The sequence below is a fragment of the Acinetobacter sp. 1000160 genome (genome assembly GCF_000588715.1).
Classification (GTDB): Bacteria; Pseudomonadota; Gammaproteobacteria; order Pseudomonadales; family Moraxellaceae; genus Acinetobacter; species Acinetobacter courvalinii.
The window spans coordinates 528,964-555,264 of the sequence record NZ_JFWP02000001.1; the positions used below are offsets into that span (position 1 = coordinate 528,964).

30 protein-coding genes are annotated in these 26,301 nt (G+C 41.1%); 18 read left to right on the forward strand and 12 right to left on the reverse strand.

All coding sequences use genetic code 11. The annotated features are described in order from the left end of the window. Nucleotides 1-24 precede the first annotated feature (24 nt). Both J699_RS15825 and J699_RS15820 read left to right on the forward strand, forming a co-directional pair. Nucleotides 25-675, forward strand: coding sequence for a potassium channel family protein (locus tag J699_RS15825; RefSeq protein ID WP_005286116.1), 651 nt, complete (start codon nt 25-27; stop codon nt 673-675). A 1-nt stretch (nt 676) separates the two neighbouring features. Then, a complete protein-coding gene (locus J699_RS15820; protein WP_005230730.1) occupies nt 677-2,014 on the forward strand; it encodes a TrkH family potassium uptake protein in 1,338 nt (445 codons plus the stop codon). Here the strand turns inward: J699_RS15820 and J699_RS15815 are convergent. Genes J699_RS15815 through J699_RS15805 form a run of 3 tightly spaced genes read right to left on the reverse strand, consistent with a single transcriptional unit; the run spans nt 2,002 to nt 6,656 of the window. Further along, nucleotides 2,002-2,529: a cysteine peptidase family C39 domain-containing protein gene (locus J699_RS15815; RefSeq protein ID WP_032869473.1), complete on the reverse strand. Its 528-nt coding sequence runs from the start codon at nt 2,527-2,529 to the stop codon at nt 2,002-2,004. The two genes, J699_RS15820 and J699_RS15815, sit on opposite strands and share 13 nt — an antisense overlap. Next, nucleotides 2,530-3,696, reverse strand: a complete 1,167-nt coding sequence (locus J699_RS15810; protein ID WP_032882692.1) for a phospholipase A — start codon at nt 3,694-3,696, stop codon at nt 2,530-2,532. A gap of 20 nt (nt 3,697-3,716) precedes the next feature. Continuing rightward, entirely contained in the window at nt 3,717-6,656 is a 2,940-nt protein-coding gene (locus tag J699_RS15805) for an insulinase family protein (protein WP_032869469.1), read from the reverse strand. Nucleotides 6,657-7,087: 431 nt separating this feature from the next. Here J699_RS15805 and J699_RS15800 point away from each other — a divergent pair, with 431 nt between their 5' ends. From J699_RS15800 to J699_RS15760, 11 genes are all read left to right on the forward strand, one after another. Further along, nucleotides 7,088-8,101, forward strand: coding sequence for an adenosine kinase (locus J699_RS15800; protein WP_032869763.1), 1,014 nt, complete (start codon nt 7,088-7,090; stop codon nt 8,099-8,101). A gap of 16 nt (nt 8,102-8,117) precedes the next feature. Continuing rightward, nucleotides 8,118-8,423 (forward strand): Rieske (2Fe-2S) protein, encoded by a 306-nt coding sequence (locus J699_RS15795; RefSeq protein WP_104021878.1) that lies wholly within the window; start codon nt 8,118-8,120, stop codon nt 8,421-8,423. Nucleotides 8,424-8,445: 22 nt separating this feature from the next. Further along, nucleotides 8,446-9,057 carry an OB-fold-containig protein gene (locus J699_RS15790; RefSeq protein WP_165569271.1) on the forward strand — a complete coding sequence of 204 codons (612 nt, stop codon included), beginning with the start codon at nt 8,446-8,448 and terminating at the stop codon, nt 9,055-9,057. A gap of 553 nt (nt 9,058-9,610) precedes the next feature. Beyond that, nucleotides 9,611-9,802 carry a cytochrome oxidase putative small subunit CydP gene (cydP, locus tag J699_RS15785; RefSeq protein ID WP_004653758.1) on the forward strand — a complete coding sequence of 64 codons (192 nt, stop codon included), beginning with the start codon at nt 9,611-9,613 and terminating at the stop codon, nt 9,800-9,802. Further along, a complete protein-coding gene (locus J699_RS15780; protein ID WP_005230736.1) occupies nt 9,802-11,379 on the forward strand; it encodes a cytochrome ubiquinol oxidase subunit I in 1,578 nt (525 codons plus the stop codon). The genes cydP and J699_RS15780 overlap by 1 nt, the downstream gene beginning before the upstream one ends. Beyond that, nucleotides 11,376-12,521, forward strand: coding sequence for a cytochrome d ubiquinol oxidase subunit II (gene cydB / locus J699_RS15775; protein ID WP_032869465.1), 1,146 nt, complete (start codon nt 11,376-11,378; stop codon nt 12,519-12,521). Before J699_RS15780 ends, cydB begins: the two co-directional genes overlap by 4 nt. 14 nt (nt 12,522-12,535) lie before the next feature. Further along, nucleotides 12,536-12,637 (forward strand): cytochrome bd-I oxidase subunit CydX, encoded by a 102-nt coding sequence (gene cydX, locus J699_RS19035; protein ID WP_000270276.1) that lies wholly within the window; start codon nt 12,536-12,538, stop codon nt 12,635-12,637. Nucleotides 12,638-12,641: 4 nt separating this feature from the next. Then, entirely contained in the window at nt 12,642-12,938 is a 297-nt protein-coding gene (locus tag J699_RS15770; RefSeq protein WP_005257841.1) for a cyd operon YbgE family protein, read from the forward strand. Nucleotides 12,939-13,140: 202 nt separating this feature from the next. Beyond that, nucleotides 13,141-13,398, forward strand: coding sequence for a hypothetical protein (locus J699_RS15765; protein WP_032869463.1), 258 nt, complete (start codon nt 13,141-13,143; stop codon nt 13,396-13,398). A gap of 1 nt (nt 13,399) precedes the next feature. Next, on the forward strand, nt 13,400-13,687 hold the full coding sequence (locus J699_RS0218370; RefSeq protein WP_032869461.1) for a hypothetical protein: 288 nt from the start codon (nt 13,400-13,402) through the stop codon (nt 13,685-13,687). A 2-nt stretch (nt 13,688-13,689) separates the two neighbouring features. Beyond that, nucleotides 13,690-15,348 (forward strand): PepSY-associated TM helix domain-containing protein, encoded by a 1,659-nt coding sequence (locus J699_RS15760; protein ID WP_032869459.1) that lies wholly within the window; start codon nt 13,690-13,692, stop codon nt 15,346-15,348. A gap of 93 nt (nt 15,349-15,441) precedes the next feature. Here J699_RS15760 and J699_RS15755 read toward each other — a convergent pair whose 3' ends face one another. Then, the gene (locus J699_RS15755; protein WP_032869457.1) at nt 15,442-16,131 is read right to left on the reverse strand and encodes a DUF2057 family protein; all 690 of its coding nucleotides are present in this window, start codon (nt 16,129-16,131) and stop codon (nt 15,442-15,444) included. Nucleotides 16,132-17,297: 1,166 nt separating this feature from the next. Next, nucleotides 17,298-17,759, reverse strand: coding sequence for a hypothetical protein (locus J699_RS15750; protein WP_032869761.1), 462 nt, complete (start codon nt 17,757-17,759; stop codon nt 17,298-17,300). Between the two features lie 421 nt (nt 17,760-18,180). Here J699_RS15750 and J699_RS15745 point away from each other — a divergent pair, with 421 nt between their 5' ends. Next, nucleotides 18,181-18,669, forward strand: coding sequence for a pyridoxamine 5'-phosphate oxidase family protein (locus J699_RS15745; RefSeq protein ID WP_032869455.1), 489 nt, complete (start codon nt 18,181-18,183; stop codon nt 18,667-18,669). Between the two features lie 210 nt (nt 18,670-18,879). On the opposite strand, the gene J699_RS15740 is transcribed toward J699_RS15745, so the two are convergent. The 5 genes from J699_RS15740 to J699_RS15720 all read right to left on the reverse strand — a co-directional run bounded on the left by J699_RS15740 (nt 18,880) and on the right by J699_RS15720 (nt 22,335). Beyond that, entirely contained in the window at nt 18,880-19,476 is a 597-nt protein-coding gene (locus tag J699_RS15740) for a nitroreductase family protein (protein ID WP_005230755.1), read from the reverse strand. A 132-nt stretch (nt 19,477-19,608) separates the two neighbouring features. Beyond that, entirely contained in the window at nt 19,609-20,199 is a 591-nt protein-coding gene (locus J699_RS15735) for a tetratricopeptide repeat protein (RefSeq protein WP_032869453.1), read from the reverse strand. Nucleotides 20,200-20,300: 101 nt separating this feature from the next. Continuing rightward, nucleotides 20,301-21,416 (reverse strand): signal recognition particle-docking protein FtsY, encoded by a 1,116-nt coding sequence (gene ftsY, locus J699_RS15730; protein ID WP_032882693.1) that lies wholly within the window; start codon nt 21,414-21,416, stop codon nt 20,301-20,303. A gap of 116 nt (nt 21,417-21,532) precedes the next feature. Beyond that, nucleotides 21,533-21,862 (reverse strand): hypothetical protein, encoded by a 330-nt coding sequence (locus J699_RS15725; RefSeq protein WP_005230763.1) that lies wholly within the window; start codon nt 21,860-21,862, stop codon nt 21,533-21,535. 113 nt (nt 21,863-21,975) lie between these two features. After that, nucleotides 21,976-22,335, reverse strand: a complete 360-nt coding sequence (locus J699_RS15720) for a hypothetical protein (protein WP_005286172.1) — start codon at nt 22,333-22,335, stop codon at nt 21,976-21,978. 226 nt (nt 22,336-22,561) lie between these two features. Between J699_RS15720 and J699_RS15715 the strand changes: the two genes are divergently transcribed. The 3 genes from J699_RS15715 (at nt 22,562) to J699_RS15705 (ending at nt 24,077) form a co-directional block, all read left to right on the forward strand. Then, nucleotides 22,562-22,795 carry a hypothetical protein gene (locus J699_RS15715; protein ID WP_005230766.1) on the forward strand — a complete coding sequence of 78 codons (234 nt, stop codon included), beginning with the start codon at nt 22,562-22,564 and terminating at the stop codon, nt 22,793-22,795. A gap of 334 nt (nt 22,796-23,129) precedes the next feature. Then, on the forward strand, nt 23,130-23,507 hold the full coding sequence (locus tag J699_RS15710) for a DUF2750 domain-containing protein (RefSeq protein WP_009512710.1): 378 nt from the start codon (nt 23,130-23,132) through the stop codon (nt 23,505-23,507). A 138-nt stretch (nt 23,508-23,645) separates the two neighbouring features. Next, a complete protein-coding gene (locus J699_RS15705) occupies nt 23,646-24,077 on the forward strand; it encodes a CBS domain-containing protein (protein WP_005230768.1) in 432 nt (143 codons plus the stop codon). A 60-nt stretch (nt 24,078-24,137) separates the two neighbouring features. On the opposite strand, the gene J699_RS15700 is transcribed toward J699_RS15705, so the two are convergent. Beyond that, nucleotides 24,138-25,352 (reverse strand): aspartate aminotransferase family protein, encoded by a 1,215-nt coding sequence (locus J699_RS15700; protein WP_032869451.1) that lies wholly within the window; start codon nt 25,350-25,352, stop codon nt 24,138-24,140. Nucleotides 25,353-25,516: 164 nt separating this feature from the next. Here J699_RS15700 and grxD point away from each other — a divergent pair, with 164 nt between their 5' ends. Then, nucleotides 25,517-25,858, forward strand: a complete 342-nt coding sequence (gene grxD, locus J699_RS15695; protein WP_004772459.1) for a Grx4 family monothiol glutaredoxin — start codon at nt 25,517-25,519, stop codon at nt 25,856-25,858. A gap of 51 nt (nt 25,859-25,909) precedes the next feature. Here grxD and J699_RS15690 read toward each other — a convergent pair whose 3' ends face one another. Further along, on the reverse strand, nt 25,910-26,233 hold the full coding sequence (locus tag J699_RS15690; RefSeq protein ID WP_032869449.1) for a hypothetical protein: 324 nt from the start codon (nt 26,231-26,233) through the stop codon (nt 25,910-25,912). Nucleotides 26,234-26,301 lie beyond the last annotated feature (68 nt).

The window sequence follows — 26,301 nt, forward strand, 5'->3', positions numbered from 1 at the left end:
TTTATCATTTAGTTAAGGACAGTTATGGCACAGTTTGCAGTCATTGGTTTAGGTAGTTTTGGGGCAACTGTTGCGTTGGAACTTACCCAATTGAAACATGATGTCATCGGGATCGATACCATCAAACGCAATGTGGAAAATCTGGCGGACCGTATTACACATGCAGTGATTGCCGATGCTACAGATGAACATGTTCTGGAAGAACTGAATATCCAAAATTGCGATGCCGTGGTCGTTGCCATTGGCGAAGATATTGAAGCCAGTATTTTGTGCGTACTCAACCTGAAAAATTTAGGCGTCGAGAAAATTCTGGTTAAGGCTAAAACCAAGGCCCATCATACGATTCTTTCCCATTTAAATGTCAGCAAGATTATTCATCCAGAAGAAGACATGGGGGTTCGTGTTGCTCAGGCATTAAACTATCCAATGGTGAGCCGCTATATGGCACTGGATGACGATCATTATATTGTCAAAGTTCCAGTCAATGAAAAGCTCAATAATGTCAATTTATCAGGGATTTTGAAGCAAGAGCCCAATATCAAACTGTTATTACTTAAACGTGACCAGCAGATTTTTTATGACACTGATCCAAATTTCACCTTAAAAACAGATGATGTGCTGATTTTGGAAGGCTCGCTTAGCCACCTCAGAAAACTTTCAGGATGTTTTGCATAACATGGCATTGAAAATAAACTCCCAAAAAATTTTTAACCTGAGCCCGCCTTCTTTACTGGCCATTGGTTTTTTAAGTTTTATTGTCATCGGCACATTATTACTGAAACTCCCGATTGCCAACAAAGGTAACGTGAGCTGGATGGATGCCTTATTTACTGCGACATCAGCGGTGACCATTACCGGCTTATCTGTAGTGAATCTAAATGAGTCATTCAATCATTTTGGGCAGTTTATTATTCTGTTATTGATCCAATCCGGTGGCTTGGGTTTTATGACCTTCGCCATACTGGCAGCGTTAAGCCTAGCACCCAAGTTAGGTCTTAAACAGCAAATGATGGCACAGGACAGCCTTGGCCAAACCAGCCTGTCTAAAGTCACCTTTGTCGCCAAAGGGGTAGTTTTATATACCCTACTGTTTGAGCTGATTGGTGTTGTGATCTTAACCGCCTCGTTTGCACCGATGTACGGATTTGCCCGCGGCCTTTATTATGCTATCTTTTACAGCGTGTCTGCCTTTAATAATGCTGGCTTTTCCCTATTCGATAACAGTCTGATTAATTTCCAGAGCCATTACCTGATCTGTTTAACCATTAGCCTGCTGTATACCCTAGGCGGGATTGGTTTTCTGGTCTTAATTGATGTTAAACAGAATAAGCGCTGGAGCAAACTGACACCAAACAGCAAACTGATCCTGAGTACCATCGCGATTCTGAATCTGGTCGCTTTTATCCTGATCTGGTTATTAGAGTCCAATAATCCGCTGACACTCGGCTCGATGAGCTTGGGTGAACAAGCCATGAATGCCTGGTTTCAGGCCACCGTTCCCCGATCTTCTGGGTTTAATACCATCGATACCGGCGCAATGGAACATAGTACAGCCTTACTGACCATGTTATTGATGTTTATTGGTGGTGGCTCTCTGAGCACTGCAGGTGGCATTAAAGTCGGTACGTTTGTGATCCTGTTGCTGTGCGTGCTTTCTTTTTTACGGCGTAACGAAGAAATCCGGATCTTTAATCATTCCGTTTCAGCAGAAACAACCTATAAAGCACTTGCTGTGACGGCAATTACAGGCATGCTGGTGTTTGTAGGTTGCTTTATCATTTTCTTGCTTGAACCAAAACTGGATGTACTGGACCTGATGTTTGAAGTAGTTTCTGCCGCCTGTACTGTCGGTTTATCACGTGGCGCCACAAGCCAGTTACATGACGGCAGTTTGTTTGTACTGAGTCTATTGATGTTTACAGGTCGACTGGGGCCTTTAACCCTTGCCTATTTGATTGCAACACCGAAAAAGAGTCGTTTAAAACACGCCAATGCCAATATTCAGATTGGATAAGCATGAGTAGGCTGCTCAATTACGATCACCTGCTGGCAGATGCCATCAGCCTGACGTTGTTGCTCAAATACAGCTTTAGACATCACATCAAAATGATCACAGAAACTGACTTCCTGTTCATCAATTGAATACAGCAAGGACTGATTACCCACTCCTTGCAAGGTGTCGTAAAACACAATCACAAAGTGACCCTGTTCAAAAGTATACTGAATCTCAGCATAGGTTAAAGCAGCCTCGACAGAAATTCCGAGACGCTGTGCCTCTGCATAATACTGCTTTTCATTTTTATCGATATTGGGATCAGGCGCCGTATAAAATGAAACGCTATAACCTAATTTCTTCATGGCTACAGCCAGCGCAATCGTGAATGTGCCATCTATACGATCATGACCACACAGCTGGATCAGGTCAGCAATATCAATATGAGTTTGATATTGCTTTAAGATCAGCCATAGGGCAAACACCCCACAATTTGCTTCAAGCTGTAATAAGGGTTCTGGAATATGTAAACTCATTTAATACCAGTTCATCAATGAAACACCCAAGCCCGCATAGGTTGCACGATGGTTGTAATCAATCAGACTTTCACCATAACCGTCAAATAGTTGCAAATGACCACGCAACTTCCCTGTGATCGGGAATGCCCAGTCAAACTGCACCGCACCGTGTGAACGATCACCACCTTTTAAGGAGTGACGCAACATCAGAGAAAAGTCGTTATCGCCCTTCCGGTAAAATGCGGTTAAATCACCACGACCAATATAATCTTTAATATCCGGGTTATTGTCATCTTTAGCATCTTCTTCAACGCGATACCAAGGACGCAACATCAGTGCAAAGTTATCTTTTTCAAAACCAAGATTAAAAATCACACGGTTCCAGCTTCGCGATAACGGATCAGAACGGCCATTGGACTGGTGATTCAAGGTCACCCCAAGCAAGCGCGCATTCAGACCCAAAATTTCATAATTGGTTCTAAACATCAAGCTGGCTTCAGGCTCGTAATTGGTCTCACGGAAAGGTCGCGACTCATCCGAATTATAGACTTGCCAGCGTGAGGACTGGGTATAGCCTAACCAGAGGTCACCGTTATCGCCAAAGATGTTTTCCCAAGCCTTGGTTTTGAATGAGATCTGGAACTTGGCTTCACTTGAAGTCAGCTCCTGCTTGTCTTTGACCGTATTTTGAGGGTTTGGACTGCTCGGAAACTCATTCTTGTCACTGGTCCAGAATACAGGCAACAGATAAACCGGTTGATAGGCACGGATATTCCACACCCCTAACTTACTTTCTTCTGACAGTTCCCAACGACGATCCAGCAAAGAGACATTAGGATCAAATTTTGGTGCGGCACCCAGAATATGCAGATCACTCACCTTCTGAACCACTTTTTCTTTTAAAGATTCAGGTTGAGCTCTCACCGCACTGGCTGCAGCTGGTGCGGCAGCCACAGCGACCGCGGGTTCTGGCGCCTGCAGTTGTGACTGGATCACCACCGGTGCCTTAAAAAGTGCATCATAACATGCCAGACGCTCAGCATTTGAAGCCAAGGCCACACACGCATCCGCGGTTGCAGGACTGGCAGGTGCAGTCGCTTCCGCGTGTGCCAGCGATGTAGTCAAACCAAGTATCGTCAGGACACTTAGCTCCAGATAACTACGCTCAAAAGATTTGAACGCCATAGATTTCTCCAATTTTTCTTTTAATTGACTTGCTTGATGCTAAACCCAAGTTTCTGCAATTCTTCACGTTTCGCAAATGGCGCCACCACAGCTTTCACAGGTTTTTGAGCCAATAAGTACTGTTTGGCAACGCGTTGTAAATCGTCCAGATTCACATTTAACAAGCGTTCACGCAAAATCTTGCGGAATTTTGGTGTACGTGCATGCAGCAATGCATAACATGCCGTAATTGCTTCACCCGCCGGAGAACCTGGTTTATCCATACTTGCAACTAAGCCCAGAATCGCTTCTTCAAGTTGATGTGGCTGTTGCTCGGTATTGATTAACCATTGCACACTGGCTTCAAAATCATTAAACGTTTCAGCTAAGCGTGGATCACGGTAGCTATAGAAACGGAACGAACATGCGTTACCATCATAGCTTGCACCACCGCCATAGGCACCGCCTTTTTCACGAATGGCACTATGCAGGAAACCATTGCGTAAATAGGCAGCCAGCACCATCAACGGTGCTGCATCCGGATGCGCCACATCTACCGCCTGATAGGCTGACGCGCAGAATTGAACATTGGCTTGAATCAACCAGGCTTCATCGTCTGAAGTATTGACCTGTTCAACTGCCGTTAAACTCACAGGTGCCTGATCAACAGCCAGTTTGTCCCAGACATTTTGCACTTCTTCAACCAAACGGTCTGATTGATGTTCTTCACAGACCAATAAGAATTGTTTAGGCGCTTGTAGTAATTTACGGTGAATCGACTGTAACTCGCCAATCAATGCTTGATAAGCAGTATCATCCTGATCAATTTTGGTCACCAAGTCACTGAGCCAGTTTAATGCGCCCAAGCCGGTGTTATGATAATCACGGCGCGCCAAGGCACTCATTTGTCGAGATGCAGCCTGCATCGCATAGCTATGACCAGAACCAGACAAACGTGACTGCCAACGCGTTTTACGCTGCTGTAATAATTCAATAATGCGATCTTTCTCATCAAAACGGAGCTGCTCAAAAGCGAGTTTCAATAATTGAATGGCATCCAGCTTTTGGGTCAGCGATTTGGTGGTTAAAGTAAGCCATGCACTGATCCGGTCTTTGTCGTCGACCTTACTGCGCAAAGAAGCGCCCATACCTAAACCGCCACTTACGGCTGTCTGAATCTGCTGGAATTCAAGATAATCATATTCACCAGCGCCGACTTCACCCATCAGGATAGACAGCAAGTTGAAGTAAGGTGACTGAACAATCTCATCCGGGATCTGAATCAATACCTGTTGATAGTAAATCCCATTGGTGCCCGCATGATATAGGTTTAATGGGGTATCCAGACCATTACAGATAATTTCACGCAACTGGCCTTGAACGATCTGCAACTCGGCTGGGACATCTTCCAGACCGACTTTTGGTAGTAGCTCAAGGTTGTCAGGGGTATCCTGACGCTGTTTTAATGCTGCGGTTTTTGCTTCAATCTCGACTTTCTGTGCATCGGTTAAAGTTGCAGTAATGTCAGCCAGTCGCGCCTGTTCTGCCTGTTGCTCTTTCAACGATTTGGTTGCATCCGGAACCAAGGTCATTTGTACACGGTGCGGGTTATCCAGCAAGTGAGTCTGAATCAGGTTTGACAACCACATCGGGTCTTTCAACTCTTCTTTGACTTGTTCAATCGCAGAATCCACATCCCAGACATGCACCGGATCACTATGGTGAATGGCACTGCCCAATCCATTTAAGATCAGACTGAGTCCATACGGCGTACCATCACCATTAATTTCACGTTGATGTAATTCGATTTGATGCAGAATGGCATCGACAAAATCAGTATCAACCGGCTTGGAAGCCACCTCTTTCAGAATATCCAGAATGCCATTTTTAAAGGTTTCTGCATGTTCAGCATTTGAACCTTGCACCCCGCAATAGAAGGTCATTTCAAAATTGCTGTCATCAACGCCCATTAAAGGACCTGTTGATTGTGCATAACCACAGGTTTCCAGATAGTGACGTAATGGCGAAGCCGAATTCTCTAATAAAATTCCTTCGACCAGACGCATCCCTAGACGTAGTTTGGTATCACTGGTTTCTGGCAACAACCATGACATCACATGATAGGTTTTATCTTTTAAATCTTCACTATCAACCGCATAGCTTTCAGTTACTTCGACCGGAGCCGTTAAACGCTTCTCAGGTTTTGAGTATAAGGTCGTGCCTTGAGAGAATTTATGTAATGCCAGCGTCTCAAACTGTTCTTGCAGGTCATAGGCACTTTGGTTACCAAAGGTCATGAATACTGCATTACTTGGGTGATAATGGGTTTTATAGAAATCAACCAGTTGCTCATAGCTTAAATCTGGAATGTCTTTCGGATCACCACCAGAGTTATAGTGATAAGTTGTTTCCGGGAACAAATGGTGCGCAAGTTGATGATAGAGCTGATCGGTTGGAGAGCTCATCGCGCCTTTCATTTCATTAAAGACCACACCTTTGTAAACGGCCTGATCATTTTCAAGCTCGATGCGGATCCCTTCCTGAGCAAAGTCTAAAGGGTTCAGATTGGCAGCAAAAGCGGCATCTAAATAAACAGACAGTAAGTTTTGAAAATCTTTTTTGTTTTGGGTCGCAAAAGGATAAGCGGTCCAGTCTGCCGCAGTAAAAGCATTCATGAAAGTATTCAGCGAACGGCGGATCATCAGGAAAAACGGATCGCGTACCGGAAACTTCTCGGAACCACATAATGCGGTATGCTCTAAAATATGTGCCGTTCCTTTTGAATCCATAGGCTGGGTTCTAAATGCCACCAGGAATACATTTTCATCGTGATTGGTGGCCAAATGATAGTGAACTGCACCAGTTACTTTATGCTTATATTCTGAAACTTGAATATCGAGTGCTTCTACATGGTGTTGACGTAATAGCTGAAACGCGGGATGAATAGTTTGGGTAATGCTTTCAGTAACATCTACAGTCATGTGATCTCCAATTTATCTCTATTAAATCATTACGATTGATTATAGAGAGTCTACCGAAGAATACGTATCGATATCCATGTAAATTACTCTATTTTTGTAGAAAAATGCAGCGCCTAAGCGAAAACAACATTTCCTCAAATCTTCTAGAAATTACCCTGTGCTATTCCAACAGATTGATCACCCTGACTTTAAATAGGAATCAGCGGCTGGTGCAGTATCTATGAACAGATTAAGTCACTCAAAATAAGCCTTTATTTATGATTGGCTCTACTCCTAGAAAGATAGATCGGTTCTCTTGAACCCAATCTTGCTCATCTAATTGTCTTGATTTGACTGTAATGCCACGATTTGCTGAATTTTCTTCAACAAACTATTGTAATCCTGAGCATTGGTGTAAACTTTGCTTTTTGATTTTTACTGTGATGACAAACATGGCAACTGTTGATCTTTTTGCAATTGGTAATGCACTCATTGACCAGGAATTTAAGGTTTCAAATGAGTTTCTAACGCAACAAGGATTGCCAAAAGGCACAATGCATTTGGCCGATGGCGAAACACAGGCAAATTTATATCAAAAATTACAAGCGACCCAAAACTATAAAGGCCAAGCCAGTGGCGGTTCGGCAGCGAACACCAGCGTTGCTTTTAGTGCTTTAGGCGGTACTGCATTTTATGGTTGCCGTGTCGGCAACGATGAACTTGGCTCAATCTATTTAAGCGGTTTAAACGAAGCAGGTATCCAAACAGCCAACCAATCTATCAGTGAAGGCGTAACAGGCACCTGTATGGTGCTGATTAGCCCGGATTCTGAACGTACCATGCAAACTTATCTCGGTATTACTGCTGAACTGACCGCTGAACAGATTGACTTTGAACCGTTAAAAACAGCGAAATGGTTGTATATCGAAGGTTATTTATCGACCAGTGATTCGGCACGCGTTGCAGTAAAGCAGGCACGCGCGCTCGCCAAAGCACATGGTGTTAAAATTGCCCTGTCGCTTTCTGATCCTGCAATGGTGCAATATGCACGATCAGGTCTAGAAGAACTTCTGGATGAGGGTGTGGACCTGCTGTTCTGTAACGAACAGGAAGCACTGATGTTCACCGAGACAAAAAATCTTGAAGCTGCAATCGAAATGCTGAAATTAAAAAACCAGCAGCTTGTGATCACGCAAGGTGCCAAAGGTGCAGTGATTGTAGATGCAGCCCATCAGTTCCATGTCAATGGCCGTGCAGTGGAAGCCGTCGATACTAACGGCGCGGGTGATGCATTCTCAGGTGCGTTCCTGTATGCAATTAATGCAGGTTTAAGCTTGGAAGCTGCCGCTCAACTTGCTATTTTAATCTCTAGCGAAGTTGTAGCACAATTTGGTCCACGTCTAAGTGTCGAAAACTACGCAGAACTTTTAGAACAATTTAAAAAAGCTCAACAGGAATGTGCTTAACATGGAAAAGATTTGCATGACTGAAGAAGTCCCGGAGCGTGAGTCTCGTGCATACGATACGATGAAAGGGACCACCATTTTCATTACTCAAAAAGATGGCAGTTTTTATGCCTATCAGAATGTTTGCCCGCATTTGCAAACAGAACTTGAGTTTTTGGAAAACCAGTTTCTGGATCAGGATCGCGAATATATCCAGTGTTCTACTCACGGTGCATTATTTTCTGTCGAGACAGGTGAATGTATTTCAGGTCCCTGTCTGGGTGAATTTCTTGAAAAAGTAAATCTGGAAGTGCACTCGGATGGTGGTATCTATATTGATTGATGCTTAAATCATGAATTCTGCAATGACTGAGTTTTTTCTCAACTACTACCTGATGCCATTTCATATGAGCGTCGTGGCTTTGATTGTGCTTAGCATTGCAGAAACCATTGGTATTTTTATTGGTTTGCGTCCAAGCCACTTGGTCAAGAAGCTGGCACCGGAGTGGTTACTGCACTCACCTTTGCTAGATGTAAAGTTTTCCAAATACCTGATTTTTGTTTTCTTACTGATTAACTTTAGTTTTGCAGGCTATTTTCTGGAACTGTCGTTCTTTGCCTTACAGCATTACTTTATTTCACCCTATTATTTATTTGTTCCTGCGCTGGTCATCGACATCTTCTTTACCGTGTTTATGATTCACTGTCTGGATCAGGTCATTAAACCCAAAGTCATCCATACCCATACAAATCTGGTGGGCCGGCTCGCAACGATCTCAACAGGTAATGCCCGTCCAGGTTTTTCAGCTCAGGCGCGTGTTCGTGATGAATTCGGACAACTGTATTATGTACAGGTTGAACCCGAATACGGCGAACTTGAATTGCAATCACAAGTGTTGCTGATCAGTCAAAAATCAAATTCGCACTATCTTGCCAAGAAGATTTCGCTTTCCAATAATCTGTTTACTCCAGACTAAAACTCCCCCGATAACGTTTAAAACGAACTTTAAGCGCAAACCAAACACTTTGTTACAAAAGTACACAATAAAAAGTTTAGATTTGTACCTTCCCTTTTTAAATGATTCGTGATCTAGAAATCCCCAAAAAACAAAAGTGATGTTGATCACATTTTTGCAAATAAATCCAAGCTAAATACTAGGTTTCATGAAAATGAGATCGTAAAAATATTTTAAATTGATAACTAAAATGATAAGCCTATGTATATATTATATATTTTATATTCATACTATTTTAGTTGGTTTAATTTTTATTTAATTTATTTTAAATCATAGCTTTTTAATCAGGTTTAATATTATAAATACAACTGTTTTAATCAGATTTAAAAGTTAATTCCAATTATTTTAGTCGGTTAAATAAAATATTTTAATTTTTAACCAAAATAAGTATAAGCTATTGTTTTTAATGTATTATTTTAAATAAATTATTTTAAAACCCTTAAAGGTTTATTTTTAATACTTTTTATTTAATAATGTTTTACATCTTTTAAAAATGTGTATGAGGCTAAGTTCTATGAACACGAGTTCTCAAGATCCAAATCGGCGGCTCATCCGAGAAATCACGATTATTCTTATTATTAAAGTTGCACTTCTCTTGGTGATTAAACACATCTGGTTTGACGCCCCTACGATTCCAAAAGATTTTAACAATGAAGTTGCCGAGCGTATTGCTGGTGACATGTCTAAAACTCAGGAGACACGTTGATGATTTCTGAAAGCGTGGTCGATCTTTCGCGGTTCCAATTTGCAATGACCGCAATGTATCACTTTCTTTTCGTCCCTCTTACTTTAGGTCTGGCTTTTATCCTTGCCATTATGGAAACCACCTATGTGATTTCTGGCAAGGAAATCTATAAGGACATGACCAAATTCTGGGGGAAACTCTTCGGGATTAACTTTGCCTTAGGTGTAACCACTGGTCTGACCATGGAATTCCAGTTTGGGACCAACTGGGCCTATTATTCTCACTATGTCGGCGATATTTTCGGTGCCCCGCTTGCCATTGAAGGTTTGATGGCCTTCTTCCTTGAATCCACCTTTATCGGTTTGTTCTTCTTTGGCTGGGATCGCCTGTCTAAAGTCCAGCATTTAGGTGTGACTTGGCTGGTTGCAATTGGCTCGAATATGTCTGCCTTGTGGATTCTGATTGCAAACGGTTGGATGCAAAACCCGGTCGGTGCTGCATTTAACTACGAAACCATGCGTATGGAACTGGTGGACTTCGGTGCGTTGATCTTCAACCCGGTTGCTCAGGTGAAGTTTGTGCATACCGTTTCAGCAGGTTATGTCACAGGTGCGATCTTCGTGCTTGCGATCTCTAGCTACTACCTATTAAAGAAACGTGACTTACCGTTTGCACGTCGTTCATTCGCGATTGCTGCCATTTTCGGTTTAGCGTCAACACTTTCTGTGATTTTGCTTGGTGATGAATCAGGCTATGAACTCGGTGATGTTCAAAAAACCAAACTTGCTGCAATCGAAGCTGAATGGCATACCGAACCGGCACCTGCTGCATTTACCTTATTTGGTCTCCCAAATCAGCAGGAAATGCGTACCGATTATGCAATTAAAATTCCTTATGTGATGGGGATTATTGCTACGCGTTCTACAGACAAAGAAGTGACTGGTTTACGTGACTTGATGAAAGAACATGAAGTGCGTATCCGTAACGGTATGGTGGCTTATAGCGAGTTGGAAAAACTGCGTGCGGGTGACCGTTCTCCAGACTTACTGGCTTCATTTGAGAAAAATCAGAAAGACTTAGGTTATGGCCTACTCTTGAAAAAATATTCTCCAAATGTGGTTGATGCAACTGAAGAACATATCCAAGCCGCGACCAAAGATACTATTCCAAATGTCGCTGCTCTGTTCTTCTCATTCCGTGCGATGGTGGCTTCTGGCTTCCTGATGTTATTGCTCTTCCTTTTAGCAACCTGGTCCGTGGCAAAACGTAATGCCGAAGATAAACCTTGGTTACTTAAATTTGCTTTGTTTGCTCTCCCGCTCCCATGGATTGCAGCTCAAACAGGTTGGTATGTAGCTGAAGGCGGTCGTCAACCCTGGTCAATTGGTGAAATCTTACCAACACACCTGTCTGCTTCAAGTATCAGTACAGGCGATGTATGGGGTTCAATTATTGCGCTGGCTGCGTTCTATACCGTACTGCTGATTATCGAAATGTACTTAATGATCAAATTTGCGCGTCTAGGTCCAAGCTCGTTACATACAGGTAAATATCACTTCGAAAAACTCGAAGCAAAAGCTGGGGAGGCTCAGTCATGATCGAATATGAACTCCTAAAAATTATCTGGTGGGTACTGGTTGGTGTTCTGCTGATTGGCTTTGCCCTCACCGACGGTTTCGATATGGGCTCAATGGCACTCATGCCATTCGTAGGTAAAACAGATTCTGAACGCCGTGCTGCAATCAATACGATTGCACCGCACTGGGATGGTAACCAGGTCTGGTTCATTACCGCTGGTGGTGCTTTATTTGCAGCCTGGCCAATGGTTTATGCCGTTGCCTTCTCCGGCATGTACTGGGCCTTGCTTCTAGTTCTATTTGCCCTGTTCCTGCGACCTGTCGGCTTCGACTATCGCTCTAAATTAGAGAATACCCAATGGCGTACCTCTTGGGATTGGGGGCTATGTATCGGTGGTGCAGTGCCTGCACTGGTGTTTGGTGTGGCATTCGGCAACTTGTTTCTCGGCGTACCCTTCAGTCTGGATGACACCTTACGTTCACAATATACCGGTAGCTTCTTTGCCCTATTAAATCCCTTTGCACTGATTTGCGGTATTGTTAGCTTATCGATGCTATGTGCACACGGCGGGGCCTGGTTGATGCTACGTACCGATGGCGATTTACATAACCGTTCTGCCAAGGCAACACAAATCATGGCAATTGCCTTCCTTGTATGCTTCTTGGCTGCGGGTGCCTGGTTATTCTTCGGCAATATCTCTGGTTATAGCTATGCGACTGCGGTGAATACCAATGCTGCGCTGAATCCGCTTGCCAAAGAAGTGGTGACCAATGCCAATCATGGTTGGTTCAATAACTACGCAACTTATCCGATTACGATGGCTGCACCTATTGTTGCAATTTTAGGTGCGCTATTGGTCATCATTAGTGCAGGCAAACATAAAGCGGCTGCAAGTTTTACAGGCACAAGCTTGATGATTATCGGTGCAATCCTGACTGCCGGTTTTGCATTATTTCCGTTCTTATTACCATCAAGCATTGATCCAACATCAAGCTTGACCATGTGGGATGCTGTTTCCAGTCATAAAACCCTCGGGGTAATGACAGTTGCTGCATGTATCTTCGTACCTCTCATTTTGATCTATACCTCTTGGTCGTATTACAAAATGTGGGGCGTCATCACCAACAAACACATTGAAGAAAATTCACATAGTTTGTACTAATCAGGAGATGTGACATGTGGTATTTTGCATGGATTCTAGGCATTTTGATGGCATGTTTTGCAGGTGTACTCAGTGCACTGTATATCGAACACCATCAAAATTTAGATGAGGAATAATAAAATGGCTGAAGCAATGACAACACCGAAGAATCGTAAAGCGCAAGTGCTTGCAATGACCATTTCGTTTTTGTTGGCATTGCCCCTTGCTGCTATTTTACTGGTCCATCCATCGCTGATGCTGGATGCTAACGGACACTATAATCATAGCCTGCTGATGCTGGTGATGATTGGAATTTCTGGTGGCTTCGTGCATGGGGTTGGATTTGTGCCAAGATTCTGGTTATGGAAATGGTTATTTAGCCCTTATATCGCCTGGCCTTTGATGGTTCTCGGGTACTTTATCTGGTTAGGCCAGTAAGTTATTTTCCATTACTGTATCTTTTAAAAAAAGGCTGCCAGATCTGGTGGCCTTTTTTAATTTAGACCGTAAATAAAATTCTTATGAAGTAGCCTGACAAATTGCTCTTTGCTAGTACGATCTTAATAAATTTCTATATAAGCTCTAATTCTGCTAAAATTTAAATAATAATTATTATCATTCATATTTGCAGATTTTACCTATGTCTTTAAAACTACTCGGAATCATAATTTCGCTTCTATCCTGTCTGGGTCTTTATCTCAGCCATCCTAATCAGATTTTCTTAAAAACCCAACTGGGTCGTTATTCTTTTTATATAGCCCTCATCGGTTTATTGCTCGGTTTAAGCATGTTGCTTTATGCGTTGCCTTTACTCGTGGCAATCTTGATCTGGCTTGCAATTGCGACACTGGTCTGGTCATTCGCGCCTCTGCTGATGTTCATAAAAAGGCCAAATTAAAATGAATCCACTCAAACAAAAACTTCAACCAGACTGGTGGACAAAAACGCTTACGGGTTGTTTTCTTGGCTTGAGCTTTGCGATAGCGATCGGTGCAATCATTGTTCTACTCAGTAAATCTCATACAGATTCTTCCCTAGCCCCTCAGTTAGGCATGTGGTCGATCCCGTGGTTCTGGCTATTTAGTTTCTTTATGGTCTATTTCATCCCGAAAGGTTGGCAAAGTATTGTAATTTTCAGCATTGCGAATGTGCTTGCTTATGCCCTGTTGTTCTGGTTGAGAGGTTAAAAATGAAAGTTCGCGCAGATATCATTAAAACAGGTAAAAATCTTCATACATGGGTCGGAGTCAGTGCCGGTATTCTTCTCTTCATCTGCTTTTTTGCCGGTGGACTAACCATGTTCCAGCACCAGCTGAGCCAATGGGCAACGCCTCCTCAACAAAAACTAGCGGCCATTCAACCTAACCAATATAACCAGCTCGTTGCACAGGTACAGGCACAATATCCAGAGACAAAGCAAGCCTTTACCCTAAGTTTTAACTCACCAGAAGGACATAATGCGCCGATTCAATGGCAAGCAGCACATGAGTCAGCGGAAGATCATCACGGAGTTGATATCGCTCAAACCAGTATGTTGGCGACACTCGATGCCAATGGTCAGTTGATTGCTCAACAAGAGAATGTATCTAAATTAGGTTGGCTGATTGAACAACTCCATGAAACCGCAGGTATTCCCGGCATGATGGGACATCATACTGCGGGTGTTATGGTAATGGGTGTGGTTGCAGTTCTCTACTTTCTTGCAATCATGTCCGGTCTGATCGTGTTATTGCCGACATTGATCAAAGATTATTTTGCGATCCGCCCAGGTAAAAATAAGAAACGTTTTTGGTTGGATACCCATAATGTCATTGGCATCACCAGCTTACCTTTTCATATCATTATCAGTGTAACCGTCGTTGTTTTTGCCTTTCATGATATTTTCTATAGTGCACTTAGCCAGCTGGTCTCAAAAGACAAACCACTTTTTGAACGACCGCCTGCGGTAAAAATTGTTGATCCAGCTCCACAGCTCGATGTAGAAAAGATTTTCCAGAATATACAGAGAGCTGCCCCTGATTATCGCATTGATGGTATCCGTTTCAACCAGCTGGATCATCCTGAACGGGCCTCTGCATTCGTTGCACTGTATCATCCGGATCGGATGCTACGGGGTGATACGTTTGATTATATGAATTTTAATCCTTATCAAAATTCACCATATCCAACCAAAACCCTCTCAACAGAAGAAAGCACGGCTGCGTCACTGATCCGTTCTATGTTCGCACTGCATTTTGGTAATTATGGTGGCGAACCCATTCGCTGGATTTATTTAATCTTTGGTTTAGGTGGGGCTTATTTATTTTATTCTGGCAATATCCTGTGGATTGAAACCCGCTTAAGGAAACAGAAAAATCCTAATCTGCCCGCTCCACAACAACGTAAGGATGTGATGTTTATTACTAATCTTACGATCGGTGCGTGTCTAGGCTGTATACTGGCAATATGTGTGAGCATGCTGGCTGGACGATGGGCCTACGTCACTCCAATGCAATTACAAAGTCATAACCATGTATTTATGTATAGCTACTATTTTGTATTTATTGCTTGTATTTTATACAGTTTTCTTATTGGCGCAGCCAAAGCATTAGCTCAACTCTTCTTAGCCATTGCGGTAATTTTATTGCTGATTCCATCCACCTCTATTCTCGCTTATCTATTTCCTATTCAAGGGTTATGGTATTCAACAGGATATTTAATCTGGATAGATATTGTTGCGATATGCTTCTCTTTACTGTTTTTACGCTTTTACCAACAAGCAAGAGATCGAGCACAAAGTGCACCAAATGGTTCGATCTGGTCTACTCAAAAATTGGATCAGGCAGTTCTGACAGAAAATCAGGTATAACGTACTGCTAGATATTAAGAAAGAAACACTCTAATTATTTTTTAGAGACATAAAAAAGCCGATGAGATCATCGGCCTTTTATGGATATGAAATTTAGTTGCTTTGACCAGCTAACCATGCCATGAATTTTTGACGTTCAGCCTTAGATGCTTTTTGCCATAAATCTGCCATTTGCTGATCGGTCGTCTTTGCTGTTCCCGTTGGGGCTGTCGTTGTGACCGCAACTGGCGCAGATGCAACAACCGCTGCTTGTGAGTTAGCTCCTGAATAAACAGGTGCTGGCTGGTTTACAGCATTGTTTTTATTCTTTTGCGTTAAATCTAGGGTCCGGCTTAGGAAATTATTTCCTGTAAACCAGGGTTGCGCTTCATTGTTCGCACCGGTTTGTTGTACTACAAGTTTTTTATTTTGATCATATAAAGCAACTGTAGGTTGATCGGCATATTTTTTGGCAGCATCAAAGTCTTTTGGTGCATTTACAAGCGCCAGACTATAAGACTGATTATCCTGCAAATTAGCTGCCTGAAGCGTGACTACACCGGATTTAACGATGTCATGTTCACCGTTCAAATGCTCGAAATATTCACGATAACGCACATTGACTAGCAAATTACCAGGATCGACCTGATAATTATTTTTCTTTGAAGGAATTAATCCATTATTTACTTCCTGACCATTTACAGCAAGAATCACGATTTCTTCAGGTGCAGTGATTGTGACTGCTGAAAAAACTAAACTACTTGATAATAACCCTAAAGCAGCAACACCAACTCTTAAAGACATTAGACTCTTCTCGTTATAAACAATTTATGAAACCGTATGCACTATGCAATGCGATTATGACGATTTTATGACAAAAATTAAAACTGTCTATTGCAACAATTTAGCTTTTTTTCAGATATCTACAGCACAAAATCAACATAAGCCAATAAATTGATTTAAGCTATTATTTATAAAGAGAAATATTACATGATTTAAAAATGTCTACAAAATCTTTCTGCAATTTTTCACATAAGTTACCTAGCCTTTGATTTTGCTAAAGTTCATACAAGTATCACGGCGATTAAAGGTTTATTCCAATAAGCTTTGTTCTATTGTTATGAATGTGAGCGAAAAAATATTTCAAGCCGTTTACATCATCATATCTCATCAACAGGATCAACCTTGCAATGTGGACGTCTAAAAACGCTAGACATCATTTTTGCCAGATTAAGCCTCATCTCAGTTCGGGCTTACAATATAAAATAAACATATCAGTACTGCGAGCATAATGCTTGCAAGCACCAAATAGAAATCTACCGTATTAAAGCTTTTTAAAAACTTAAAAATATTCATAATTATCAACCTCTTTTTATTAAAATTTTTATATCAGATTAGATGTAACGCTTTACGATAAGTTTGCAATTAGAATGTTTCAATTGTTGTCAATAGGTAAATAAAACTGTGTAATTATATCTAAATCAAAAGATATCCAGCATAAAAAACCACCCACAGGTGGCTAAAGACAGACTTTGATATTTAATTGGGGTTAATAAAATAAAAATATACAATCAACATCAGCAACACAATACTTGCCAGTGTTAGATAAAATCCCGTTGTATTAAAGCTTTTTAAAAATTTGATAATATTCATACTTTTCAACCCCTTGAAAAGTAAATTAAAGTAGCACAAAAAGTTAGATTTTTAACCAAATAGTAAAAAATAATTGATTCAACCTTCAGCTCACCTGCACTGCTTTTATAAAATAATTTCACCTATGCAAACTTGATTCTCAACGAGATCAGCCACGCATGAGAACTGATCTTTTCATCAGCTTATTTATCAATAGTACATTAATCCGCCTATAAAAATAGCGATATTCTACGACATGAGAGTTCGCTTCTTAGATAGCAAAGATGTGGGTAGTTCAATAAACTGTCTACCCCATCTTTTAAGACAAGGGGAACTTTTTAATCTCCGATAGGAATCGTTAATTTAAGCTGGTCGCTTCGATGCGCTATAGGCGAAGGATTGTATTTTACAATTTTCTGTTGATAGTCCCGATTTGAAATTACTCCTCTATTACGGGCTTTTTCTAATGAACTGAGTTGCTGACCATTTCCATGCGCATCTAAAGCCCCATAATGTCTATGCTCCAGATAATACTGGGCTCTATCATGCGGACTCATGTTAGCGGTATTTGCTTGAATTTCGTGTAAATTCTCTAAATCTTGAGTGCGCTGATTGATCTGATCCTGTTCTTGCTGTTTCAATGACTCAAAAAAATCGACCTGCTGATCGTTTTTGAGCTCCAATTGGGTGTCCTCTTTCTTCAACACCAATATAGACTGAGGCTTAGCCAATAAATCATCAGCACTAAACACCGAACCAGAAGCAACCGTACTTATAGAAAGAATTAGTATTTTTTTCAAAAAAGCCACCCGTTAAAAAAACAAATAAAGACAAGTGTATATTTTACACTTTTCACATAATTATTTCAAATTTAGCATTATAAAACAAAAACTTATAATTAAATCCGCAAATCATAACCAGTTATAAAAATGAGCAGAGTTCAGCAATTCCAGCTTCCCACTCTCATACTTTTCAAGGGAATTAATTCACGCGTTGATGTTTGTGCCCAAGCTCAGCTCTCATGGGCTTAATTATCTTTTGACACGTTTTAAGCCATTTTTCTAAAAGAATTGAGATCATTCGATTTAAATATTTTTTAATAATTTCATTAACAGGAAAACAGCATTTCTAGCTGGATAAAACAAATAGCGCACAAACCGAAACCCTTAACCCTTTTATTTTCAGGGATATTGAAAAAACAAACTTTAGGAGAATTTCGTCATGAACAACCTGAATAGTGAATATCAAGAATTAAATCAGCTACTTAAAGGTATTAAATTTGCCATGATCACGTTTATTTCTGAAAAAGGTCATTTGCATTCAGCACCAATGACCACACAGGATACTGATTTTGATGGAGTGGTCTGGTTTTTAGGCTCTAAAAGTTCTGAGCTTGTAAAAAGTATTCCTCAAAATAGTCAAGTCAATTTGGGTTATAGCAATATATCAAATAATGACTACGTCTCGATTAATGGTGTGGCTGAGTGTGTAAATGACCCTGCAAAGCTGGATGAAATATGGTCTTCGGCTTATGAGGCATTCTTTGAACAGGGTAAGACCGATCCTGACATTCAACTGCTTCGTGTGAACTGTAATGGAGCCCAATACTGGAAAGGTTCAGGTAAGATAGCGACCCTTTTTAAACTGGCTAAAGCTTCGGTCACAGGTGAATCGGAACAATTGGGCACAACCAAAAGCATTTCCCTGTAAATTGATTGTGTTTATTCAAGACAAGCTTCATTTAGTCATACATTCAGCAGGTAATGTCCTGTCCTTCATTTTAACTGTTAGACCTCTTACTTCACGTATAAATGATGTCTAGGCTATCCCATTGGGATATACAAGATAAATGCAATCTGCATATTTTATGCAAACAAAAAAAGAGCACCTTGAGTGCTCTTTTTACTGCGCAGTCTTTACTTAGTTAAAAGTTTTGAAACGTGCTGCATCATCCATATATGTTTTTTCACCCGCAGCAGCTTCGATAGAGCCGAATACCAACTGAGCGCGTAATTTCCAGTTCGCAGGAATATCAAATGTTTCTGCAACTTCAGCATCAATAATTGGATTGTAATGTTGTAATGACGCACCAACACCAATTTCAGATAAAGCAGTCCAAGTGGCAAACTGTGCAATCGCACTTGAATGTTCTGACCATACTGGGAAGTTATCTGCATATAACGCAAATTGTTCTTGTAAACCTTTCACAACATCTTGGTCTTCATAGAATAACGCTGTACCAAAGCCTGCTGCAAAGCTATCAATTTTCGCACTTGTATTGGCGAAAGCTTCTGCTGGAACCATTTTACGTAATGTTTCACGTACGATTTCCCAGAACTTAGTATGAGATTCACCATATAAAGTCACAACACGAGAAGTTTGTGAGTTAAATGATGATGGGCTTTGTTTTACAGCTTCACGGATCGTTTCTTCAATTGTGGCTTGGTCTACGGTCAGGTTTTTACCAATTGCATAAATTGTACGACGTGATTTAATACTATTTAAGAAGTTGCTCATGTTGTTATTCCTACCTTGTGCCCTGAGGCGTTATCTTGGATTGAATGTAGTGTATAACGACATATTTTTTAGGAATAGTCTAAAAAACATGACAGATCGTTTTATTTTTGAAACAATTAAAATCCTGTTGCATTAATCCGCTTCTGCGCTCGCTTCTTCTGCCTCAACCACAGGAATCACCCAGTCTTTTGAAATCATTTTGTATTTCTTCTGTCCTGCTTGATCGAGTTGCTTGAGTAAATAAGACATCCTTAAATAATGCTGTGCATCCAGATCTCCCTGTTCGGCTGCCTTAAAATACCATTGATGGGCTTTATTATTATCTTTCTGCACACCTCGCCCATGCGCATACATCACCCCCAGATTATATTGTGCATTGCTATCTCCTTGATGGGCTGCACGTTGATACCACTCAAAAGCCTTTTTATGATCCTGTGCGATCCCTTTGCCATTTTCATACATCCAGGCTAAATTATTCTGAGCATTTACATTTCCTTGATCTGCGGCCATAAGATACCAATGTACTGCTTTAGCATTATCTTGTTCAACTCCGTCGCCATCTGCATACATCGTCGCTAAAGAATATTGTGCTTCACTATCGCCTTGTTCAGCATTTTGGGTGAGTGTGTTTATGGCATCAGTCACCCCTAAGGCCAACACCGGACTTGTACCTAACAGACTGGTTAACATAATAAAGGCTAAAGGTTTTAATAAAAAATTCATGTTAAAGGCTCTTTTTTAAATTATTCGTGTGTTTTTTAACCGCTTATTTTTAAACAAAATAAAAGCCGAAAACTCGGCTTCTATTACATATAAAAAACGATTTATTTATCTGTTTCAAATAACGCAGCAACGAATGATTTCGCTGAGAATGGACGTAAATCATCAATCTTCTCACCTACACCAATATAGCGAATCGGCACATGAGTACGGCTTGCAATATTGAACAAGACGCCACCTTTTGCTGTGCCATCCAGTTTGGTAATGGTGATACCGGTGAGACCAACAGCCTCGTCAAACAGCTGTACCTGATTAATCGCATTTTGACCGGTGCCCGCATCTACAATCAGCATGATTTCATGCGGTGCGGTTGCATCGATCTTTTGCATGACACGTTTTACTTTTTTCAACTCTTCCATCAGGTTAGCTTTGTTTTGCAAACGCCCAGCGGTATCTGCAATCAAAACATCAATACCTTTGGCGCGTGCACTTTCAAATGCATCAAAGATCACCGACGCACTGTCAGCGCCATGGCCCTGTGCAACGACTGGAATGTCATTACGCTCACCCCAGATTTGCAATTGTTCTGTTGCGGCTGCACGGAAGGTATCACCCGCAGCCAGCATGACTTTCTTGCCTTCACCCTGTAAACGCTTGGCCAGTTTACCGATGGTTGTGGTTTTGCCTACGCCATTTACACCCACCATCAAAATCACATACGGTGATTTATTCGGATCAATATGTAGCGGTTTAACACGGGGTGCCAATAAAGCAACCAATTCTTCCTGTAGTGCCTTGTATAAAGCATGTGAGTAAATTAAATCTCCACGCGCAGTACGTTCAGTCAGATTCGCAATAATGGTTTTGGTCGCATCCACACCAATATCTGCCACTAAAAGCTGCTCTTCAACTTCTTCCAAGAGCTCATCATCAATTTCTTTACCGCCAATCAGAATGTTGACCATACCATCCGTAAAACTACGGCGGGGTTTGGTCAATCCATCTTTCATACGACCAAAGAAACCTGTTGATTTGGCTTCTTCTTCAACCACTGGTGCAACAGGTTCTACCGCAGCAGTAACAGCTGGCTCTACTGGCTTTTGTACCGCTGGCTCTATAATGGGAACATCGACAGCAGGTAAACTTGGTAAGGTGACATCATCATCGCCGATATCAGCATTTATCAAGAATTTATTTTGCATATTCGATTGCTGTTGCATGTCGATTCCTTGAAAGTAAAGCAGCTTTTAAAATGGGGCCAGTCTAGCATAAATTGCTATCCTTTTCCCGAATAAGGCAATGCATTCATTTATAATGGAAATGAGTCGCTTAAAACTCACTCATCTTCTTTTGCCATCGCTGGATATTGTTTAATCCGGTTCGATTCAAATTGATAAGCATTTAATAATTTTAAATAATTAATACGGCGAATGGGAGTCTGCTCTAACACCTCAATGGCCATATGCTGGGTCCGCGGATGGCTGGCCTGATGAGCAAACTGCACCACTTGCTGATATTGCAATGAACTGACTGGACGTAATAATGCGTTATACGCAAGTATAAAAATGGACAAAATAATAATAGCGACCAAAATATTATAAAATTGGTCGAGTTTGAATCCTACTCTGGATTGCATCAATTTATGTTTAGAAAGTATAGACAACATAACCTACCTCGAATTAGAGGTAGTGTATGTCTCTGATTCGCTTAGGACAAGTACCACGTTCAATAAGTCACAATTCCACAACCTATTGAACGTGCAAATAACTTTAGCGGTGATTAACTGACCAGCGAACGTACAAAAGCAAAGTACAGGATAAATGCGATCATCACCAAGACAATGAAAATCGCAAACATGCCGACTCCACTTTCTGCATCAGCGGGATGTAAATCGTCATCGTCTGCAATATTCCTCAGCTCGCCATCATAAATTTTATAAAAACGGTCTTTCTGCTCAGGACTTAAATGGCTGGCAAAGTCATACACACGTTTGCGTTGTGCCAGACAATAGTCACCTAAATGAATTTCCTGATGAAAGATCGCTTCATCCAGTAATTTACGGTGATGATGCGCTAGCGCAATGATCTGGCTTTCTAATGGTGGAACATCAACATTCACACCATCAATGACATTTGACATGTTATTCTCCTTTTCTCTTATTCTCACTTTGATTCTACTTAAAATTATTTGTGGTAAATGTTTAATCGTGTAAGCTTTTATTTACGCAAAATTGCTGAATATATTTGACAATTCCATCAATTTGTCATATTACTTTAATAATTCTAAGTTAAAGTAGCTTAAATTCGAAGTAGTATAACTTTGGATAGAATTTGCGGTAATCATAATTAAAATAAGGAGTTATTATATGATTCAACATGTTACACACCATGAACTAGAGCATCTATATGCAAATGCGGTCAATACAATTCAATCGCAAAAAAACTTCCAAGATGCAGTAAAAGAGCTTGAGGAAGTTGCTAAAGCAGGCCACGGCAAAGCGGCACTATTTTTAGCAGAATTGTATTATCAAGGCTTCCGAGTAGAACGAGATTCCTTAAAAGCCCAGTATTGGCAGAAGATGGCAACCCTTCAAGCTTAAAGAAACGTCCTTGCGCTATATCAAAGCTTTTATCGCTTTGATTTGCTCAGGTGGCGTTTTTTTAATGCCTGTTAAATTATAATTTATAAAATGATCTCTACTTATCCATTCGTACTGCATTAAAACATTAAGCTACCCAGATCAAATTTCCTGATTACTAAAAACACAATAATTCTAATTTATCCAACGCCTTAGCTTACAAATTCAAAGAACTTACCAAGCAATTATCTAAGCAACTACAATATTTGCTTACGATTTTAGTCAATTGTTAAACATAAATGACATCTAGATTTCTTATAATGAGCCATAAGTTTAAGAATATTAGTTCAATAACATGTATCGCTTTAACCATTTTCAGCCGGTTTCACGAGAGTTGATGATTAAAATTTCAATTCTAAAAACAATGATGTACTGTGGTGCACTTTGGGGCCTTTACCATCAAGGTTGGGCAATCAAATCAGATCAGGACGGTCATGTCTTCCCTTTCTGGCTCAATGGGGTTCAAGCCCATCGTTATGCCAAGGCCAACTGGAAACACTACACGCCACGGAAAATTACCCCCAAGGACTTTCATGAGTCCTTGCTTCCCACCTTAACCCGTTTACAGGTTGAACCTGCATTATTCAACTCATCACACCGCAAATTTAAGCTTTCAACCCAGCAAATGCAGCATTTCTTTTTTATGCCACGCGAAGCGGTCATACCTGCTTAAAACATACCTGCAGACCAATGATGACTTTTTGAACATTTATGCGCAAAAGTTATCATTGGAATGAAATTAGCGCTTTGCAATTAAAAAAAATACCGTTAAGTTAAATGAAAACGACAATACAACACAGGTGGATAAACAATGACAATCGTTGCTCAAGTCATCAAGAATAAAGCAGTACAATCCATTTTTACGATTTCACCCAATGCGACTGTACTTGAAGCAATTAAGATCATGGCCGAGAAAGGTGTTGGTGCCTTGGTTGTTGCTGAAGATGAAAAAGTCGTTGGCATTTTTTCCGAACGTGACTACACCCGCAAAATTGCCCTGATGGAACGTTCTTCCAATAATACGCCTGTTGCAGATATTATGACCTCAAAAGTGATCTCGGTCAGCCTGAATCATACCGTAGAAGAATGTTTACAACTCATGACCGATCGACACTTACGTCATCTGCCAGTACTGGATCAGGAAAAGCTGGTGGGCTTTATCTCGATTGGAGATCTGGTAAAAGCAGCGATGGACGATCAACGTATTCTGATTGAACAGTTACAACAATATATTTCTGGTTGATTTTAATCAAACATAAAAAAAGGGCAAATGAATTGCCCTTTTTTTATGAATATTAGCTACTTAAGCTTTAAGAAAATTCTGGATGGCAGGTACCAGACGTTTAAGCAATTCATCTGCTTGTGCTTGAGTCATATTCAAAGGTGGTAGTAAACGCACCACAGAACCTGCAGTCACATTAATAATCAACTGATATTGATCACGTGCAATAGCAACCAGCTCGGCACAGTCTTTTGGCAATTGGATCCCGATCATCATTCCGAAACCACGCACCTGAACATGATGATCCGCCAATTGCGCTCTTAACTGATCAACAATATACGCCCCTACGGTTGCCGCATTTTCAACAGCATTCTCTTTTTCCAGTGTATCCAGCACCGTGTAAACCACACGTGATCCCAATACCGTACCGCCATAGGTTGAACCATGACTGCCTGCACCAAGCAAGCCTACCGCTTTACCTTGGGTCATCACAGCACCTACAGGAAAGCCATTCCCCAAACCTTTTGCCGTGGTCATGACATCAGGAATGATATTGGTATGCTGATAGGCAAAATATTTACCGGTACGGCCATTCCCTGTCTGTATCTCATCTAGCATCATCAACCAGTTGTGTTGATTACATAAAGCACGTACCTCTTCCAGGTAGCTAAAACCTTGTGGTGCAGTATTTACCCCACCTTCGCCTTGAATGGGTTCGATCAGGATTGCCACAATGTCAGGATGATGAATGGCTGCTTCCTGAATTGCTTCAACATCACCAAATGGCACACGAACAAAGCCATCTACCAAGGGAGCAAAACCTTCCTGTACTTTCTTGTTACCTGTTGCAGATAAGGTTGCAAGTGTACGGCCATGGAAAGATTGTTCTGCCACTAAAATTTTAGGATTAGCAATCCCTTGTTGCGATCCGAACTTACGCGCAATTTTAATTGCGCCTTCATTGGATTCCGCCCCACTATTGGAGAAGAAGATTTCCTGCATTCCAGAAACTTCAGCAAGTTTTTGTGCTGCCGCAGTTTGCCAGGGAATTTCAAATAAATTACTGGTGTGAACCAGAGTTGCAGCCTGTTCAGCGATCGCCTCAGCAATTACCGGATGGGCATGCCCTAATCCACATACCGCAATCCCGGTTAATGCATCTAAATACTCGGTTCCATCTGCGGTATATAAATGCGCCCCTCGCCCTCGTACAAAGCTGATCGCCTGACGACCATAGGTCGCCATAAGATGTGTGGGTTGATCAGGTTGCACGGGAGCAAGAGTGATATTAGTCATAACAAACTCAATCTATCAGTAGTTGTAGTGGAAAAAGTTATATAAGCAAAAACTTGCATAGATTGAAAGCTTAAAGTCACTTTTATACAAGAAAAATCTTTTGCAATCCTCCGCCACGCTTTTTTTTAGGTATAATGCAGAAAGATTAGTAGAGGATCCTATCTATGACGGAACAAGCGCGTGATACAGTAGCGTTAATTCGTGATCAAATTGCGAAACACCCTGTTTTACTTTACATGAAAGGCACTCCACAATTCCCGCAATGTGGTTTTTCTGCTCGTGCAGTAGAAGCACTTAGCCAAATTGGTCGTCCATTTGCCTACGTAAATATCTTGGAAAATCAAGATATTCGTGCAACTTTGCCGCAAATTGCAAACTGGCCTACTTTCCCACAACTTTGGGTCAATGGCGAGTTGATTGGCGGTAGCGATATTATGCTTGAAATGTTCCAGAATGGTGAGTTAAAGCCATTGGTTGAACAGTACAGCCCAGCGCCTGAAGCATAAGCTGTAAAGCAAAAAGCCAATCACATGATTGGCTTTTTTATTGGGAGTTGTTTAGTTTTGACTAAAGCCTACATAGCGGAACATACCTTCTACCCCCAAATCGGCTTTAAAAATTTTCATTTCAGGATAATTTGCCTGACTCACCGTGGCGAAAATATTCATATTCGGATCTTCATGAATTTCATCAACCGATTGTGACAAAACCTCGTCGAAACGATCGGCGATAAATTCAAAGCCTAAGTCCATGGCCATAAATAAGGTATGTTCACAAGGTTGGATATACTGTTCCTGTTCCCAGTCTAAAACAGCATGCTGACAAAACGGGCACGTAATATTTTGAGTTGCATCGGCAATATGAATAAGTTGATAGGACATAATAATAGAGCATCAAAAATTTGATCCAGTTTAAAAGAATATGATGCCTGAATCTATCGTCTATACTT